The sequence below is a fragment of the Marisediminicola senii genome, from assembly GCF_011057645.1.
GTDB lineage: Bacteria > Actinomycetota > Actinomycetes > Actinomycetales > Microbacteriaceae > Marisediminicola > Marisediminicola senii.
Genome location: NZ_JAALGE010000030.1, coordinates 1 through 16,584, shown reverse-complemented (window position 1 = coordinate 16,584; position 16,584 = coordinate 1). Strand labels below are relative to the sequence as shown.

The 16,584-nt window shown below is 70.6% G+C and carries 14 protein-coding genes; 8 read left to right on the top strand and 6 right to left on the bottom strand.

Features of this window, described 5'->3' with window-relative positions; genetic code table 11:
• Positions 1 to 7: 7 nt before the first annotated feature.
• Positions 8 to 1,267 (bottom strand): DUF2207 family protein, encoded by a 1,260-nt coding sequence (locus G5S38_RS15860; RefSeq protein ID WP_165068103.1) that lies wholly within the window; start codon positions 1,265 to 1,267, stop codon positions 8 to 10.
• A 203-nt stretch (positions 1,268 to 1,470) separates the two neighbouring features.
• On the opposite strand from G5S38_RS15860, the gene G5S38_RS10205 reads away from it, so the two are divergent.
• Entirely contained in the window at positions 1,471 to 1,968 is a 498-nt protein-coding gene (locus tag G5S38_RS10205; protein WP_165068100.1) for a hypothetical protein, read from the top strand.
• A gap of 74 nt (positions 1,969 to 2,042) precedes the next feature.
• Complete coding sequence (locus tag G5S38_RS10200) at positions 2,043 to 2,870, top strand: endonuclease/exonuclease/phosphatase family protein (RefSeq protein ID WP_165068097.1); 828 nt, start codon at positions 2,043 to 2,045, stop codon at positions 2,868 to 2,870.
• A gap of 32 nt (positions 2,871 to 2,902) precedes the next feature.
• On the opposite strand, the gene G5S38_RS10195 is transcribed toward G5S38_RS10200, so the two are convergent.
• Entirely contained in the window at positions 2,903 to 3,667 is a 765-nt protein-coding gene (locus G5S38_RS10195) for a response regulator transcription factor (protein WP_201276657.1), read from the bottom strand.
• Positions 3,664 to 5,091, bottom strand: coding sequence for a sensor histidine kinase (locus G5S38_RS10190; RefSeq protein WP_235929006.1), 1,428 nt, complete (start codon positions 5,089 to 5,091; stop codon positions 3,664 to 3,666). The genes G5S38_RS10195 and G5S38_RS10190 overlap by 4 nt, the downstream gene beginning before the upstream one ends.
• 194 nt (positions 5,092 to 5,285) lie before the next feature.
• Between G5S38_RS10190 and G5S38_RS10185 the strand changes: the two genes are divergently transcribed.
• Together G5S38_RS10185 and G5S38_RS10180 are read left to right on the top strand one after the other, a co-directional pair.
• A complete protein-coding gene (locus tag G5S38_RS10185; RefSeq protein ID WP_165068092.1) occupies positions 5,286 to 6,182 on the top strand; it encodes an ABC transporter ATP-binding protein in 897 nt (298 codons plus the stop codon).
• On the top strand, positions 6,179 to 7,039 hold the full coding sequence (locus G5S38_RS10180) for an ABC transporter permease (protein WP_165068089.1): 861 nt from the start codon (positions 6,179 to 6,181) through the stop codon (positions 7,037 to 7,039). Before G5S38_RS10185 ends, G5S38_RS10180 begins: the two co-directional genes overlap by 4 nt.
• 64 nt (positions 7,040 to 7,103) lie before the next feature.
• Here the strand turns inward: G5S38_RS10180 and G5S38_RS10175 are convergent, their stop codons facing one another.
• Complete coding sequence (locus G5S38_RS10175) at positions 7,104 to 7,982, bottom strand: Rieske 2Fe-2S domain-containing protein (RefSeq protein ID WP_165068086.1); 879 nt, start codon at positions 7,980 to 7,982, stop codon at positions 7,104 to 7,106.
• Between the two features lie 228 nt (positions 7,983 to 8,210).
• Here G5S38_RS10175 and G5S38_RS10170 point away from each other — a divergent pair, with 228 nt between their 5' ends.
• Positions 8,211 to 8,402, top strand: a complete 192-nt coding sequence (locus G5S38_RS10170) for a hypothetical protein (RefSeq protein ID WP_165068083.1) — start codon at positions 8,211 to 8,213, stop codon at positions 8,400 to 8,402.
• A 95-nt stretch (positions 8,403 to 8,497) separates the two neighbouring features.
• Here the strand turns inward: G5S38_RS10170 and G5S38_RS10165 are convergent, their stop codons facing one another.
• Entirely contained in the window at positions 8,498 to 8,941 is a 444-nt protein-coding gene (locus G5S38_RS10165) for a YchJ family protein (protein WP_165068081.1), read from the bottom strand.
• 104 nt (positions 8,942 to 9,045) lie between these two features.
• Between G5S38_RS10165 and G5S38_RS10160 the strand changes: the two genes are divergently transcribed.
• Entirely contained in the window at positions 9,046 to 12,633 is a 3,588-nt protein-coding gene (locus tag G5S38_RS10160; RefSeq protein ID WP_165068078.1) for a DEAD/DEAH box helicase, read from the top strand.
• Between the two features lie 64 nt (positions 12,634 to 12,697).
• Here the strand turns inward: G5S38_RS10160 and G5S38_RS10155 are convergent, their stop codons facing one another.
• The gene (locus tag G5S38_RS10155; RefSeq protein WP_235929005.1) at positions 12,698 to 13,303 is read right to left on the bottom strand and encodes an MOSC domain-containing protein; all 606 of its coding nucleotides are present in this window, start codon (positions 13,301 to 13,303) and stop codon (positions 12,698 to 12,700) included.
• A gap of 101 nt (positions 13,304 to 13,404) precedes the next feature.
• On the opposite strand from G5S38_RS10155, the gene G5S38_RS10150 reads away from it, so the two are divergent.
• A complete protein-coding gene (locus G5S38_RS10150) occupies positions 13,405 to 14,562 on the top strand; it encodes an exonuclease SbcCD subunit D (protein ID WP_165068075.1) in 1,158 nt (385 codons plus the stop codon).
• Positions 14,559 to 16,584, top strand: a 2,026-nt coding sequence (locus tag G5S38_RS10145; RefSeq protein ID WP_165068072.1) for an AAA family ATPase, incomplete at its 3' end; no start/stop codon positions are given. The genes G5S38_RS10150 and G5S38_RS10145, both read left to right, overlap by 4 nt.

Sequence of the window (16,584 nt, the reverse complement as noted above, 5' to 3'; positions counted from 1 at the left end):
GGACTCCCTAGTCGCCGCCGCCTCCCCCACCGCCGCCGTCTCCCCCTCCGCCAGCGCCGCCGCCTGCGTCGCCATAATCGGCGCCGCCCGAGCTGCCGCCCGAGCTGCCGCCCGAATGACCGCCCGACGAACCGCCGCCTTCGGTGCTGTTGCCGTAGTCCGGAGCCCCGACCGACCCAGACCCACCGGCGCCAGACCCTCCGGACCCACCAGACCCAGAGTCACCATCAGAACCACCCGACACCCCAGAATCACCCGGCGCGCTCGTGTCATCGTCGAGCGAACCCGTGCCATCCGTCAGGGAGACGCCCGCAAAGGTGTCCGAGAACCCGATCACCACGAGAGAGTCGACAGACGCCGCATCCGACTCGTCTTTCGCATAGAGCGCGAGTACTCGCGCCCACTCCCGCTCGAAGCCGAACAGCACCGCCCACCCGAGCAACCGCTCGGTCAGGCGCAGAACCTCACCCCGGGTCAGCGCGGTCGTCGGACCCTGCAGCATGCGCAACCGGTCCGCTTCCGCGAGCGAGATGTACAGCCGCAACCCGGCCACGTGACCGCGAAGCGCCACACCCGCCGCAGTCAGCGCGCGGTACCGGCCGAGCGTCAGCGCGATCGTCGCCAGCAGCAGTATCCCGATGGGCACGATCAGCCCAGGCGCGACACCCGACCCCAGCGCAAGCAAGGCGACCTGCAGCACCGGCAGCACGGGACGCCAGCGCTGGCGCGGCCCGTCGACGAACTCCCGCGATGCGAGCTGCGTGGTGGCCGTCGCCTGCGCGATCGACAACCGCGCGTTGAGCTTCGCGTTCCTCGGATGCACCCGCACCCGATCCCCCGCGCGCGCGTGCGCACCGAAGATCGCGCGGTAGACGGCGAGTTCGACCTCGTCGAGAACAGGAGTCCCATGGATGCCGCGAGCCGCAGCATCCACTTGTGCACCGTCACCAGCACTCGAGGCCACCTCCGCGTGCCCCCGCACACCACGGGCCACGAGTGCGTACGGGGAATTCGGTGTCGGGGGCGGAACGATGTCCAACGCCCCCCGCACCGCGAGGTCCACGATCTGCGCGCTCACGCTCCGCCGCCGTGTGCCGATCAGCGTGGCCGAGCCCAGCACGCTCAGTGCGGGCGGCTCGTACTGGGCGATGATCGCCTGCCGGCGCGGCGGCTGGTTCGGACCGCGCAGAAAAGCGAACAGCGCGATCATGGCGACCACGATGCTGGCGATCAGCAGGATTACGGCAACAGCGGGATCCTCGGTCATGGCCCGAGCCTAGCTGTCGACATTTGCTCAGCGCGGCAGTGCGGAACGCACCACGGCCTCCCAACGTGACCTGTCCGAATCGTACTATCGCGAACGCGGGGTACATCTCCCCCACAATGCTGAGGTTTGGTTGACGCCCTCTGGCGCGCAGGGGACACTGGCTTCGGGGAGTACGAACCGGGGATCCCAGAAACCGGTGCCCCATGAGCCACACCCGCACGACGACCGCCCTTCTGCGCGGCGCCGCCGTCGTCGCGGCCGTGCTGTTGCTCAGTGGATGCACCGGCGCCCGCAGCGTGGTCGATGACGCCGCCCGTTCCGCACAACAGCAGCTCGGCTCAGCGGTCGATGAGGCGGCCATCCGCCTCGCCGCGACCGAGGCGGTGCAGGCGAACACGATCGCGCCCACCGCCGTTGCCGGAGTCGCCGCCGCGAAAGCCGTCGCCCGCAGCGACGACATGGCGACCGAGATCGGCAGCGCCTGCGCGATGACGGTCGACCTGGCCCAGGACGGGGCGTCGGCAGACACCGAAGCGACCTTCTCGGTGATCGCGACGGCCGCTGCAGGCTTCACCGAGGGTGCGGCGCTGGCCGCCGATGCCGCATCGGTCGCGACGATCTACCAGGCGATCACCGACGGCAGCGAGGACGAGGTCTACGGCGCGCTCGCGGTGCTCAGCTTTCAGGACCTGTACTGCTGACGTAGCGCGGCGGGTGGTCACCCGCACCGCCGCGTCGCAACTTGCGCAACTGTTTCGACCTGTACAGTGACCGCATGGTTGAGACCGCGCTCGTCGGCCGCATCGACCCGCCAGAACTGCACGTGATGAGCTACAACATCCGTCGCCGAATGCCGCACTTCGGGCGCCGCGGACCCGACAGCTGGCGCACTCGCAAACCCCTGATGCGACGGATGCTGGCGCGCGAGCAACCTGCACTGCTCGGTGTTCAGGAGGCGATGCTCGACCAGTCCGCGTTCGTGCGCGAGGCCCTCGGCGACGACTATCGCGAAGTCGGGCACGGACGCGACGGACACCACCGCGGCGAGCGCTGCCCCATCTTCTGGGACTCGTCGCGCCTGCGCCTCGAGACCTGGCACCAGGACGCACTCTCGGACACCCCCGAGGTTCCGGGCTCCCGCTCGTGGGGCAACAAGGACCCGCGCGTCCTGGTCTCTGCGGTGTTTACCGACCGCGAGACCGGGCTGCACTTTCTCGCGATGAACACGCATCTCGACCACCGGTCGCCGGGGTCGCGACTGCGGTCGGCGCAGCTCATCCGCTCGCGGGTCGCCGCGACGTCGCTTCCGGTAGTCATCACGGGCGACTTCAACGCCGACGCACACTCGATCGCGCACGCGGCGCTCGTCGAGGAGGGGCCGCTCGTCGACAGCTGGACCGCGGCAGGCAACCGGCTCACCGAGTCGTGGGGAACGTTCCCGAACTACAGCCCACCGGTGCTCGGCCGAAAGCGCATCGACTGGATCCTCACGACGCCCACCGTCGACGTGCTCTCCGCCGCGATCAACGTGCGTCGCAACCCCGGCGGCTGGCCGTCGGACCACACGCCGATCCACGCGGTCGTGCGACTGCCCGAGCAATAGGGCCGCAGCGCCCGGGCACCACTCGCTGCCCGCTACTCGTCGGTGAGGCCCGCGTCGTGCACGGTGCGCGCGATCTGCACCCGGTTCGTCGCCTCGAGCTTGGCGAACAGGTGCCCGATGTGCGTCTTCACCGTCGCGACGCCCATGAACAGCTGCGCGGCGATCTCGGCGTTCGAGAGTCCGCGCCCGACCGAGATCGCGACCTCCCGCTCGCGGTCGGTCAACCGCCCGAGCAGTTCGGTGGCGCGCTGATGGCGGCCGTCCGACCCACCCGTCACCGTGGCGATCAACTGCGCCGTCACGCTTGGCGACAGGATCGACTCCCCCGCGGCCACCCGATGCACCGCGCGCACGAGCTCGGCCGGCGGGGTGTCCTTGAGCAGGAACCCGACCGCCCCATGCCGCAGGGCCGTGAGCACGAGCTCGTCGGTGTCGAAGGTCGTCAGCACGATCACCCTGGCGCGGTCGTCGCGCGCCGTGAGCGCCCGGGTGGCTTCGAGGCCGTCGAGCCGCGGCATCCGGATGTCCATCAGAACGACGTGCGGCGTGACCCGGGCGACCATGTCGAGGGCCGCGTGCCCGTCGCTCGCCTCGCCGACGATCTCAATGGTGGGCGTTCCGCCGAGGATCATGCGCAGCCCCGCCCGCACCAGCGCGTCGTCGTCGACGATCGCCACGCGAATCACCCGCACGTCGACCGCCCCGCCCGCGTCGACCGCCCCGCCCGCGTCGAGCGCCGCGCCCGCGTCGACCGCGCTGTCATTGACCCCGCCGGTCGAAGAACTACCGTCGCTCATCGCCATGGCAGGCTCGCCTTCACGACGAAGTCCCCGGCGGCGTCGATACCGTGCTCGAGGGTGCCCCCGGCGAGCGCGGCCCGTTCGCGCAGCCCGGTGAGACCCATGCCGCTTCCCGCGCCGATCGCCGGGTTCCTGGCGTCGGAATTCATCGTGGATGCCTCGCCCGCCGCCAGCGCGGACCCGAAAGCACCCCCGCGCCCGGCCCTCCCGCCGACGCCATTGCGTACCTCGATGCGCAGCTCCCCCTCCGCCGCGGCGATGGTCACCGACACCGCGGCACCGTCGGCATGCTTGCGCGCATTCGTCAGGGATTCCTGAATGATGCGGTAGGCGGTGCGTGACAGCACCTCCGGCAGTACCACGGCGGGCAGCCCGTCGAGCGGCGCGGCATCGCTCGCGTCGGTGTCGAAGGCGAGGCCGGCAGCATCCATCGTCACCGGCATTCCGGCCTCGCGCGCATCGGCCAGCAGGGCAGGCAACTCGCGGAGGGTCGGCTGCGGGGGTTCCGCGATACCGTCGGTGACCTGGCTGGTCCGCAGCACCCCGAGGATCTGCCGCAGCTCGGTCAGGGCGAGTTGCGCATTGTTCTGGATCACCGCCGCGGCCTCGGCCGTCTGGTCGCGGGTGAGGTCGGTGCGGTAGGTCAGCGCACCGGCGTGCAGGCTCACGAGCGAGATGTGGTGCGCGAGAACGTCGTGCATCTCGCGGGCGATGCGGGTGCGCTCGGATTCGCGGGCGGATTCCTCGCGGAGCGCCTGCTCGCGTTCGGCCGTCTCGGCGCGCTCCTGCAGCGAGGTGATGAGATCGCGACGGGCGCCGATATAGAACCCGGTAGATGCGCACAGCGCGTAGACCGCGACGCCCAGCGAGATCGACAGCCAGGTGAGCATCGGCTCGGCGGTCGTCGTGGGAACGGCCGGGCGCACGACCAACTCGTAGAATGCCGCCCCGAAGACCCAGACGACGCCGACCGCGAGCACGGACTTCCATCGACGACGGGTACTGAGCGAGACGGCGGCGATCGTCGCCGATCCGATGGACATGGCCGACACCGAAGACAGCAGGCCCGTGAGCGTGGCGGTGAGCACCGGCCAGCGACGACGCAGCGGCAGCAGGCACAGCGACACGACCCCGAACACGAAATCGACGATGAGGATGGCACCGATGATGGCCGAGGTCTCGAAGGGCAGGTTCTCGGGCTCGAGGCCGAGGAACTCGCCGATGACGAACACCAGCAGGAAGAGTCCGACTCCCGCCGCGACGAGGTAGCGCCAGATGCTCGACCAGGGGCGCAGGCGGGGTGGAGGCAGCGGCGCGGGCGGAGGAGGCGGGAGCGGCGACGACGGGGGTGACCCGGCTCCCCGCGATGGCACGAAGACCGGCGGTGCCACGGGGAGGGCAGTGCTCAGCCGATTCGTCACCATTCCAGAGTAGGGCGCGCCCCGCGGATAGCGGCCAGACGGGGGTATCCGCCGCCTCCGACTAAAGGATGACCTACCTCGGCGCGAGGGATGGCGAGCGGCACCAGGGGGTGGAGCAACAGGCAGCCGAAAGCCGCACCGGCCCGATACCCCGTGCCGATCCGCTGCACCGCGCCCGCCGAGACGATGGATGCATGATCACCGCAGAGAATCTCACCAAGCGCTACGGCAACCGCCTCGCCGTCGACGACGTCTCGTTCACCGCCCGCCCCGGACGCATCACCGGGTTTCTCGGACCCAACGGCGCGGGCAAGTCCACGACCATGCGCATGCTCAGCGCGCTCGCCACCCCCACCTCCGGCACCAGCACGGTGCTGGGCGTACCGTTCGGTGCGCTCACCAACCCCGGGCGACACGTCGGCATCCTGCTCGACGCCGGCGCGCAGCATCCAGGCCGCACCGGACGCGAATCGCTCGCGATCTCCTCGCAGCTCATGGGCATGCCACCGGAGCGCGTCGACGACGTGCTCGACATCGTCGGGTTGACCGCGAAGGAGGGCCGGGCGCGCATTCGCGGATATTCGCTCGGGATGCGGCAGCGCCTCGGTCTCGCGAGCGCACTGCTCGGCGATCCATCGGTGCTCATCCTCGACGAACCGGCGAACGGACTCGACCCGGCCGGCATCCGCTGGATGCGCGGACTGCTGTCGTCGTTCGCCGCCGCGGGAGGCACGGTGCTGCTCTCCTCGCACCTTCTGCTCGAGGTCGAAGCAATCGCCGACGACCTGATCATCATCGGCGACGGAAAGGTGCTCGCCCAGGGCAGCGCCGCCGACTTGCTCGCCGCCCCCGGCACCGAGGTGCACAGCCTCGACGATGCCGCACTCCAGCGCGCGCTGGTCGCCGCCGGATTCGAGGTCACCGTGACCGCCAGCGGCCTGACCACCTCGGCGACCGTCGACGACGTGGGGCGGCTCGCACTCGCCTCCGGGGTCGTCGTCACCGACCTCCACCCCGCGGCCACCGCGGGGCTCGAAAGCCTGTTCTTCTCCATGACCGCCCAGCACGGGCGAGAGGATGTCTCCGCATGAGCACGCCCCGCACCACCCACACCCCCGGCCGCGCCGACTCCCGAACCCCGATTTCTGGCAGTACGGATTTCCGCAGCACTGGTTCCGTCAGCACCGGCCCGGCGCGCACCGCGGCGCCGATCCGCGGCATCCCGTTCCTGCGCCTGACGGCGGTCGAGCTGCGCAAGCAACTCGACACGCGAGCCGGCCTGTGGTTGCTCGTCGCCATCGCGGTCGTCAGCGCCGGGTTCATCGCGCTGACGCTGTTCACCGCGGAACCGGAGACGATCACCTGGACGTCACTGACCGCCGCGGCATCCATTGGTCAACTACTGCTGCTTCCGTTGATCGGCGTCATGGCGGCAACGAGCGAGTGGTCGGCCCGCACCGCGCTGACCACCTTCACGCTCGAGCCGCGGCGCACCAGGGTGAACGGGGCCAAGCTGGCATCGTCGGCGACCCTCGGGCTGCTCGTCATGGTCGTGACCCTCGCGGTCAGTGCGCTGCTGAACGCCGCGGGAATCGTGTGGCGGGATGCCGACGGGTCGTGGGCGCTCGACTGGGGCGTTGTCGCCGGCACGACCCTCGCGCTCGTGCTGCTCATCTGGCAGGGCGTCGCATTCGGGCTGGCGTTCCTCAGCACGCCGATCGCCATCGTTGCCTACCTCGCGCTGCCGACGGTGTGGACCATCCTCACCGTGACGATCGAAGCGCTGCGGGAGCCCGCCCAGTGGCTCGACACCAGCCTGACCTTCATGACACTGATGTCGGGCAGCATGACCGCCGACGACTGGCCGAAACTCGCGGTGTCGGTGCTCGTGTGGATCGGTGTTCCGATGGCCTACGGGCTGTGGCGCACCGCCCGCCGCGAGCCGTAAGCGCGTGACAACGAACGAAGGGCCCGATGCATCGCACCGGGCCCTTCGTGCTGGGTTCGAAGCGCTACCCCGCGTTGGGCAGAAGCACCTCGATGACGCCGTCGACGACGCGGGTCTCGAAGCGGGGCTGCGGGGCGGTCGCGGGTCCCGCCTCGACCTCACCCGTCGTCATCGAGAACACGCTGGCATGCCACGGGCACACGACGCACGGGTCGCCCCCGTCGCCGGAGACCAGCTCGCCCTCGTTGAGCGGCGCGGAGAGGTGGCTGCAGGTGTTCGACAGCACCTCGACCTTGTCGCCGCGACGGAGTACCAGCAGGGGCAGCCCCGCGACCTCGGCCTTGTTCAGCTCGTTGTCGGCGAAGTCGTAGAGCGGTCCGAGCAGCTGCCAGCCCTCGGGAAAGCGGTGCGGGATCTCTTCGGCGTGGTTGACGCCCGCCGCCTGGCGGTAGCTGAGATGCCCGCCGATGAAGCCAGCTCCGGAGACCAGGGCGAGTCCGACGAACCCGAGCACCTTGCCGCTGGTGTGCTTGCCGCGCGCCCGCTGGATGAACGAGACCGCATACAGCCCGGTGGCGACGGCGTTCGCGGCCGAGTGCACGATGCCGACGCGCATCTGCTGCTCATGCATCTCCGACCAGTCGGTGTAGCCGGTCGCGACCGCGGGGGCGGCACTGAGCACGCCGAGCCCGACGAGGAACTTCGACGCCTTCTCCATGCCGGGGATCAGGTCGAGAGCCCCGGCCGAGATCCACGCGCCGGCGGGCACCAGGATGATTGCCGGATGCACGGCATGCCCGACGGGAACCCCGTGCAGCACGTCGCGCACCGGCTGCGGCTGGATGATCGTGTTCACGATCCCCTTGACCTTGTTGACGATCGGGTCGAGCGCCTCGGCGTTCTCGAGGGCGGTGAGTGCCTTGACGAATCTCAGTTCTCGCACGGTGTGCCTCTTTCAGGTCTGCGGTGGTGCGCGGGGGCACCCGGTGACGACGACGGGATGGCTAGGTACCAGCGGACCCCATGCGGGGGCCGCACACAACCCCCTCGCCCACATGCGCCCACCAATGTGCCCGTGGGGTAGCATCCGGCTCGTCGGTGCCCGTCTACGCCTGTTTTGCGTCGGCCGCAACCCGTGGCCCGAAAATGTTCAGCGCCGTACATTGGTCTCATGACAAACACCGAGAAGTCCGAACACACCGAGCACGACGGAACCCACGTCGAGACCGAGACCACCGAGACCTCCGAGAGCACCGGCTCGAGCTGGACCGACTCGCTGCCCGACGGTTCGGGATCCGACGGTGGCGACACCGGCACCGAAGCCGGCGAGGCTGATGCGGCTTCCGGTGGCGGCGACAGCTGAGCCTCTTTCCCCCTCGATCACGCCCCGCCAGGTCAGCCTGGCGGGGCGTTTTCATTGCCCGTCGACGCAGAGCCATCGAGTCAGTGCCCGTCGAGTCAGCGCCCGTCGAGGTAGGCCCAGCGGCGGTCGACCCGAACGAAACGGCTGACCTCGTGCTGCTCGTCGACGGTGCGGGTGGTCGCTCCGGTGCCCGGGTCAGTGGTCGTGAGCGTGGAGAACGCGCAAAACTCGACGGTGCCGTCGGCATCCAGCATCCCGCCGCCCCTCGATTCGATGATGTCGAGGCGAAAGAACCGGCGCGCGGCATCGAGTTCGAGCGTCGCGGGCCGCGTCGACGGGTGCCAGGTCGCCAGCAGGTACGCGGCGTCACCGGTGACATACGCCGAGTATCGCGATCGCATCAGGCGTTCGGCGGTGGGTGCGGCCGCCTCGCCGCCGTGGAACGGCCCGCAGCACGCACCGTACTGTTCCCCGCTCAGGCAGGGACAGCGAGTGGATGCCGCGAGCGGCGCGAACTCGAAAGCGGCGGGTGTCGTCACCGCTCCATTCTCGCCCGAGCGTCAGTGCCTCGGGCGCGGGTGCTGCACCGCGCCGACCGGTCCGCGCAGAATCCCGTGTCGGTACCCCGTGAGACGATGAACCAATGGCGAGCGACATCCGTCCCCTGGTAGACGTGGGCGACATCATCCGTCTCGTCGGGCGGCCCGCGTTCGACCGGGGCCGCGAATACGCGCGAAGCAAGGCCGTCGCGCCGACCTCGTACACCTCCGCGACCGGCGTGCTGACCGCCCGCGTGACCGGCACCGGGATCGTGCCGTATCGCTGTTCGGTCACCCTCGTTCCGCGCCCCGGCGAGTCGAGCAAGCCGGTCGACAGTCGCTGCAGCTGCCCGATGGGCGTCGACTGCAAGCACGTCGCCGCCATGCTGCTCGAGCACAACGGCGAGGCCGTGCGCGCCCTCGACACCGGCGGCATCGGCCCGGCGAGCAAGCTGACCGGGTCGGGCTGGGCTGCGCCGTCGCGCGCGTTCGCCTCCTCGGCCGACGCGTTCTTCTCCGCCGCCGACAACCTGGTCGAGCAGCCCGCGGCGCAACCGGCGGGCCCCCGCACCTGGAAGGACGCCGTCTCGGCCATCACCCCGCGGGTGCCGCAGGCGCCTGGCGCCGCCCGCACGCAGCTCGGCCTGATCTTCGAGCTGCGGGAGCAGACGCCGCGCACCCACAACCGCTGGCGCGGACCCACCGCGAAGAGTGCCGGCCGCACCATCGACCAGTCGGGCGACTACCGGCTCGGGGTGCGCCCGGTCACCCGCAGCGGGGCCGGCAATTGGGTGCGCACCACCGTCACCTGGAACACCCTGACCTACCAGTCGAACCGCCTCAACCTCGACCCGGCGCAGCAGCGCTGGTTCGCACAGTTCGGCGCGCTGTACCGGGCGACCCGCGAATTCACCGTCGGACACGACCTCGACTGGGTGTACCTCGACGACTTCCACAGCCCGCTGCTCTGGGGACTCCTCGATTCCGGGCGCACCGCCGGCATCGCCATGGTCGGCGGCACCCGGGGCTCCGAGGTCGTCATCGGGCGCGAGGCGACGATCGGCATGGAGCTGAGCGCGTCCACGGCCGACGACGCGAGTGCGGGGGTTCCCGACGGCGCGGACGGCACAGTGGATGCCTCGGCGCCCGGCACCGCGGCCGGGCTCGCGCTGACGGCATCCCTCACGATCGACGGGCGCGAGTACCCCGCGGCGGCCGCCTCCACGATCGGCGACCACGGTGTCTACGCGTGGCAGAACGAGCCGCGCATCGTGACGCTCGCGGCGTCATCCACCCCCATCACCGAGGAGCACCGCCGGTTGCTCGGGCCGACCAAGGCCGTGACCGTGCCGGCGAGCGATGTCGGCGAGTTCTGGGGTGAGTACTTTCCGCGGTTGCGGCGCGCGGTCACGGTGACGAGTGCGTCGATCGACCTACCGGAGCTCGTGCCGCCCGTGCTCGTGCTGACCGCCACGTTCGCGGCGAAGCACGAGCTGACGCTGGCGTGGCACTGGGACTACCAGGGCACCCGCCGCCCGATGCGCACCACGGGACGCGACACGGCTGCCGACGATGCCGCCGAACCGCGCGACGACGCCGTCGAGCTCGACACCCTGACCCGCGTCGACACGGCGCTCGGCCTTGCCTCTACAACCCCCGCTCCCGGCACCCCCGCTCCCAGCACCCGCGCACCCGGCACCCGCCCGTCCGGCGCCCCGTCGCCCACTCCGATCGTGCTCCGCGGACTCGACGCCGCCGAGTTCGCCTCGACCGTGCTCCCCCGCATCGACCTACCCGGCGTCCGCGTCGACGTGGTCGGCGAGCAGCCCGACTACAAGGAGCTGACCGCGGCACCGACCCTGACGGTTACCACGGTCGAGACCGAGCACCGCGACTGGTTCGACCTCGGGGTGCTCGTGACGGTGGAGGGGCGGCAGGTTCCGTTCGCCCCGCTGTTCTCCGCGCTCGCGACGGGCAAGACCAAGCTGCTGCTCGTCGACAACTCCTACCTGTCGCTGACCCAGCCGGTGTTCGACGAGCTGCGACGACTCATCGACGAGGCGTCCGGGCTCGACGAATGGGAGACCGGCGTGCGCATCAGCCGGTACCAGGCGAGCCTGTGGTCGGAGTTCGAAGACCTCGCCGACGAGACCGAGCAGGCGCAGGGCTGGCGGGCGAGCGTCTCCGGGCTGCTCGCGGCCGAGAACGTCGACCCGGTCGCGGTGCCTGCCGCCCTCGACGCGACGCTGCGCCCGTACCAGCTCGACGGCTATCACTGGCTCGCTTTCCTGCACGCGCACGGGCTCGGCGGCATCCTCGCCGACGACATGGGACTCGGCAAGACGCTGCAGGCCCTCGCCCTCGTCGCGCACGCGGTCGAGAAACGTGAGGCGGCTGCCAGGTCGTCTGCCCTCGATGTCGCGATGGATGCCGCACCGCCCGCATCCCCCGCGAAGCCGTTCCTCGTCGTCGCCCCCACCTCCGTCGTCTCCAACTGGCTCAGCGAGGCGCACCGCTTCACCCCGTCGCTCGCGGTGCGCGGAATCACCGCGACCCAGACGAAGAGCGGCCGCACGCTCGCCGACGACGCGGCCGGAGCCGACCTCGTCGTCACCTCCTACGCACTGTTCCGCCTCGACTTCGCCGCCTACCAGGACGTCGAATGGGCGGGGCTGATCCTCGACGAGGCGCAGTTCGTGAAGAACCCGGCGTCGAAGGCGCACCGCGCCGCGGTCGACCTGAACACCCCGGTGAAGATCGCGATCACCGGCACCCCGATGGAGAACAGCCTCACCGACCTGTGGGCGCTGCTGCAGATCGTCGCGCCCGGGCTGTTCCCGTCGGGGCGGCGGTTCGCCGAGGAGTACGTTCGCCCGATCGCGGCGGGTGGGCAACCCGAGCTGGTGGCGAAGCTGCGCCGTCGCATCCGTCCCCTCATGATGCGGCGCACGAAGGAGCTCGTCGCGACCGAGCTGCCGGAGAAGCAGGAGCAGGTGCTCGCCATCGACCTCGCGCCGCGGCACCGCGCGCTGTACGACACCGTTCTGCAGCGCGAGCGTGCGAAGCTTCTCGGGTTGATCGAAGACCTCGACAAGAACCGGTTCATCGTGTTCCGGTCGCTGACCCTGTTGCGCATGCTCAGCCTCGACGCGTCGCTGGTCGACGAGAAGTACGCCGACATTCCGTCGAGCAAGCTCGATGCGCTGTTCGAGCAACTGGGAGACGTCGTCGCGGAAGGACACCGGTCGTTGGTGTTCAGCCAGTTCACGACCTTCCTGCGCAAAGCGGCCGAGCGGCTCGACGCGCAGGGCATCGCGTACGAGTACCTCGACGGGTCGACGCTGCACCGCGCAGACGTGATTGCCCGGTTCAAGGACGGCACCGCCCCGGTCTTTCTCATCAGCCTCAAGGCCGGCGGATTCGGGCTCAACCTCACCGAGGCCGACTACGTCTTTCTCCTCGACCCGTGGTGGAACCCCGCGACCGAGGCGCAAGCCGTCGACCGCACGCACCGCATCGGCCAGACCCGCAACGTGATGGTCTACCGGCTGGTCGCGAGCGGAACCATCGAGGAGAAGGTGATGGCGCTCAAGGAGAAGAAGGCGCGCCTGTTCGACGCGGTCATGGACGACGACGCCGCGTTCAGCACGGCGCTGACCGCGAGCGACATCCGCGGGCTGCTGGAGGGGTAGGGCTGCGCGCAGTCCGGGTCGCGCAGTGCGGAGAGCGACATGCGGCGGGGTCGTGCTGTTCGGCCTAGACGATCCCGAGCGGGATGGGCTCCCCCGCGGGCAGCTCGACCCGGATCGCGTCCCCCGGCGCGACGACTCCCCCGGCGGCGACCACGCCCATGATGCCCGCAGTCAGCACGACGGTGCCGTCGTCTGCCTTCGAGACCATGGTCTTCATGAGCCCCTTCTGAAAGCCGTTGATCAGCGAGCACGGGCTGCGCAGCCCGGTCACCTCGACGATCGCGGTCTCGCCGAGGTGTAGCCGCGTGCCGAGCGGCAGGCTCAGCAGCTCCATGCCGCGGGTGGTGACGTTCTCCCCCAGCTCGCCCGCGCCGACGGTGAAGCCCTTCTCGGCGAGGTCGGCGAACAGCTCCTCCGGGATTAGGTGCACCTGCGTCAGGTTTCGCCTGGTCGGATCCTTCTTCACCAGGTAACGGTGCGTCACCGTGACCCCGGCGTGCACGTCGCCCTCGATGCCAAGGCCCTCGAGCAGCACGACCGAGTCGACCGGCGGCTTGCTGAAGTTGTGCGCGCTGTCCCTGTTGACGGATGCCACGGTGCCGGGCAGCGGCGCCGCCGCGGGCTCGGCGGCCTGGGCGGGTGCGGGTGCGGTCGCATCGGGCGCAGTCATGCTCACGATTCTGCCCCACCGCCCGGCCGGTTCTGGCCGCGCCGGGGTCGCGCCGCGCGCGCCCACCCGGGACTGTCGCAGGTTGCGGTTAGCGTCGAGGCATGCGCATTCTCCACACCTCCGACTGGCACATCGGGCGCACCTTTCACGGCACGTCGACGATCGAGCCGCTTCGCTCGGTGCTCACCGCCCTCGTCGCCGAGGTCATCGCCCGGGAGGTCGACGTGGTCGTCGTCGCGGGCGACATCTTCGACTCGGCGACGCCGGCGGCCGAGTACTACTCGGTGCTCACCGACACACTGCGCGCGCTGCACGCGGCGGGCGCGGTCGTCGTGATGACGAGTGGCAACCACGACTCGGCAACGCGACTCGGGTTCCAGGCGGAGTTCGCCGGGCTCGCCGGCATCCACATCTGCACTCGCCCCGAGAATGCGGCGACACCGATCACCGTGACCGACGAGCACGGGCCGGTGCACTTCTACGGCATCCCCTATCTCGAACCGTCGCTCGTGCGGCACCTCTACCCGGGCACCACGCTGCGCACCCACGAGCAGGTGCTCGCCAACGCGATGACCGACATCCGCGCCGACCTCGCCGAACGCGGTGGGCGTTCCGTCGTTGTGTCGCACTGCTTCGCCGTCGGTGTTCCGGCCAGCGACGTGGAACGCGACATCACCTCCGGTGGCATCGACCTGGTGCCGGCCGAGGTGTTCGACGGGCCGGACTACGTCGCGCTCGGCCACATCCACTCCCGCAACACGATCAGCGACCGGGTGCGCTACTCCGGGGCGCCCCTGCACTACTCGTTCAGCGAGGCGGGCAAGCCGCGCGGCGGCTGGCTCTTCGAGGTGGATGCCACGGGGCTGGTGCCAGGTCGTACCGAGTGGGTATCCCTTCCCATCCCCCGCGACCTCGTCGTACTCACCGGCGAGCTCGACGACCTGCTCGGTGACGCGCAGTACGCGCGGGCGGAGTCATCGTGGGTGTCCGTGGTGCTCACCGACCGGGTTCGCCCGATGGATGGCATGCGCAGGCTGCAGGAGCGGTTCCCGTGGTGCGTGCGACTTGATCACCGACCGGTGGGGGCGGATGCGGCATCCACCGAGACCTACACCGAGCGGCTGCGCGGCAAGGACGACCAGCAGATCGTCGCCGACTTTCTCGGCTACGTGCGCGGCGGCGTCGGGCCGACCAACTTCGAGCGGCGCGCGATCGCCGATGCGGTGGCAGACCAGACGGCAGCGGAGGCGCTCGCATGAGGATCAAGCGGCTCGCCATCACCGGATTCGGCCCGTACAAGACCACCCAGACCGTCGACTTCGAGGCATTCGAGGGCGACGGGCTGTTCCTCATCACCGGCAAGACCGGCGCGGGCAAGTCGAGCATCCTCGACGCGATCTGCTTCGCGCTCTACGGCACGGTTCCCCGCTACGAGGGCACCCAGCAGAAGCTGCGCAGCGACCACGCGGCGCCCGACGACCCGACGTCGGTCGAACTCGAGTTCACCGTCGACGCCGACCGGTACCGGCTGATCCGGTCACCGGAATACGAGCGACTGAAGAAGAACGGCACCGGTACTACGCCGCAGAAGGCGACCGCCGAACTGGCGATACTCGTCGGCGGCGAATGGGAGGGCATCGCCGCCATCCCCCGCACCGTCGCCGCCGAGATCGACCGCATCGTCGGGCTCACCAAGGAGCAGTTTTTGCAGGTCATCCTGCTCGCGCAGAACCGCTTCCAGGAATTCCTGCTGGCGAAGGGAGACGAACGGCAGAAGCTGCTGCGATCGCTGTTCGGCACCCGCAGGTTCCTCGACATCGAGACGACCCTCGTCGAGCGGCGCAAGAAGCTCGATGCCCAGCTCGGCAGCGTGCGGGAATCCCTCGCCCAGGATGCCGCCAGGGTCGCCAGCCTGATCGACCTCGACGAGGTGCCAGAGCCCTCGCTGGCGTGGTTCGACGACGTGCTCGCCGGGCTGCTCGCCGACCGCGAGACCGTCGACGCGCAGGCATCCGCGGCGCGCGCCGCCTACCGCGACGCCGACCTCGCGCACCGCGCCGTCGAGTCGAGCGTCGCGCTGCAGATGCGGCGTGCCGAGGCAGAGGCACGGCTTGCCGCCCTCGACGCACAGCACGCCGCGGTCGACGACGATCGGGCACGGGTCGCCCTTGCCCGCGATGGCGCCGCGGTGTGGCCGCGCGTGCAGGCCAGCGCCGACGCCGATGCCGCGGCCCAGCGCGCGAGCGAGCGGTTGCGGGTCGCGCTCGAGGCATACGGGGAGGTCTCGGATGAGAGCGATGCTGCCAGCACCGGAACCCCGGATGCCGACACGCTTGCCCGCGCGATCGACGACCTCACCCGCACCCTCGGCACCCTCGACGAGGCTGAGCGCGACGAGCGCGCCCTCGACGCCCTCGCCCGCGAGATCGCCGCAGCCACGAAACGGGTCGACGACCTCACGGCGACACTCGCGCGGGCGACCGCCGACCACGACGAGCTCCCGTCGCTGCTCGACGAGCTCGCGGCCGTGATCTCGGCCGTCACGGCACGCGCGGCGGCAAAGGTGGATGCCGCGGAACGCGTCACCCGCATCACCGCGGCCCGCGCGGCTGCGGCATCCGCCGACACGCTCACCACGAAGCACACCGCCGCCCTGCAGTCCGCTGCAGCCGACGCGGCAGCCCATGTCGCAGCGGCCCACCGGGCGTCACAGCTGATGGACCTGCGCCTCGCGGGCCACGCCGCCGAACTCGCGACGGGCCTGCGCGACGACGAACCGTGCGCGGTCTGCGGTTCGACCGTGCACCCGGCGCCCGCCACCTCCGATGCCGAGCCGGTGACCCTGGCCGACGTCGAGGAGGCCCGCGCCCACGCCGAGACCCTCCGCCAGCGCGCCGACACCGCGCACCTCCGCGCCACCGACCTCGGCACGCAACTCGCCGAGGCGCTCGCCCGCGCCGACGGCAAGTCCATCGACATCCTCGACGCCGAGCTCGCCGATGCCGAGACGCGACTGGCCGACGCGCGCGCCGCCGCCCGCGAGGCAGCCCAGCTCACCGAGCAGCAGGCCGCGGCGCGCGGGCTCCAGCAGGCCCTCGCGGCGCGCATCGTCGAGCTGCGAGAGAAGCGCGATGCGGCGGTGGCCGAGGTCGTCACCGCCACCAGCACCCGGGACGGCATGACCGACCGCGTCACCCGGGCGCGCGGCGCCCACGACACCGTGGCGGCGCGGGTCGCCGAGCTGCAGCACCGCCTCAACGCCACCCAGGCCGTCGCCGACG

Coding starts and splice junctions, on each gene's coding strand:
- G5S38_RS15860 (WP_165068103.1), bottom strand. CDS start 1,267: ATGACCGAGGATCCCGCTGTTGCCGTAATCCTGCTGATCGCCAGCATC.
- G5S38_RS10205 (WP_165068100.1), top strand. CDS start 1,471: ATGAGCCACACCCGCACGACGACCGCCCTTCTGCGCGGCGCCGCCGTC.
- G5S38_RS10200 (WP_165068097.1), top strand. CDS start 2,043: ATGGTTGAGACCGCGCTCGTCGGCCGCATCGACCCGCCAGAACTGCAC.
- G5S38_RS10195 (WP_201276657.1), bottom strand. CDS start 3,667: ATGAGCGACGGTAGTTCTTCGACCGGCGGGGTCAATGACAGCGCGGTC.
- G5S38_RS10185 (WP_165068092.1), top strand. CDS start 5,286: ATGATCACCGCAGAGAATCTCACCAAGCGCTACGGCAACCGCCTCGCC.
- G5S38_RS10180 (WP_165068089.1), top strand. CDS start 6,179: ATGAGCACGCCCCGCACCACCCACACCCCCGGCCGCGCCGACTCCCGA.
- G5S38_RS10170 (WP_165068083.1), top strand. CDS start 8,211: ATGACAAACACCGAGAAGTCCGAACACACCGAGCACGACGGAACCCAC.
- G5S38_RS10160 (WP_165068078.1), top strand. CDS start 9,046: ATGGCGAGCGACATCCGTCCCCTGGTAGACGTGGGCGACATCATCCGT.
- G5S38_RS10155 (WP_235929005.1), bottom strand. CDS start 13,303: ATGACTGCGCCCGATGCGACCGCACCCGCACCCGCCCAGGCCGCCGAG.
- G5S38_RS10150 (WP_165068075.1), top strand. CDS start 13,405: ATGCGCATTCTCCACACCTCCGACTGGCACATCGGGCGCACCTTTCAC.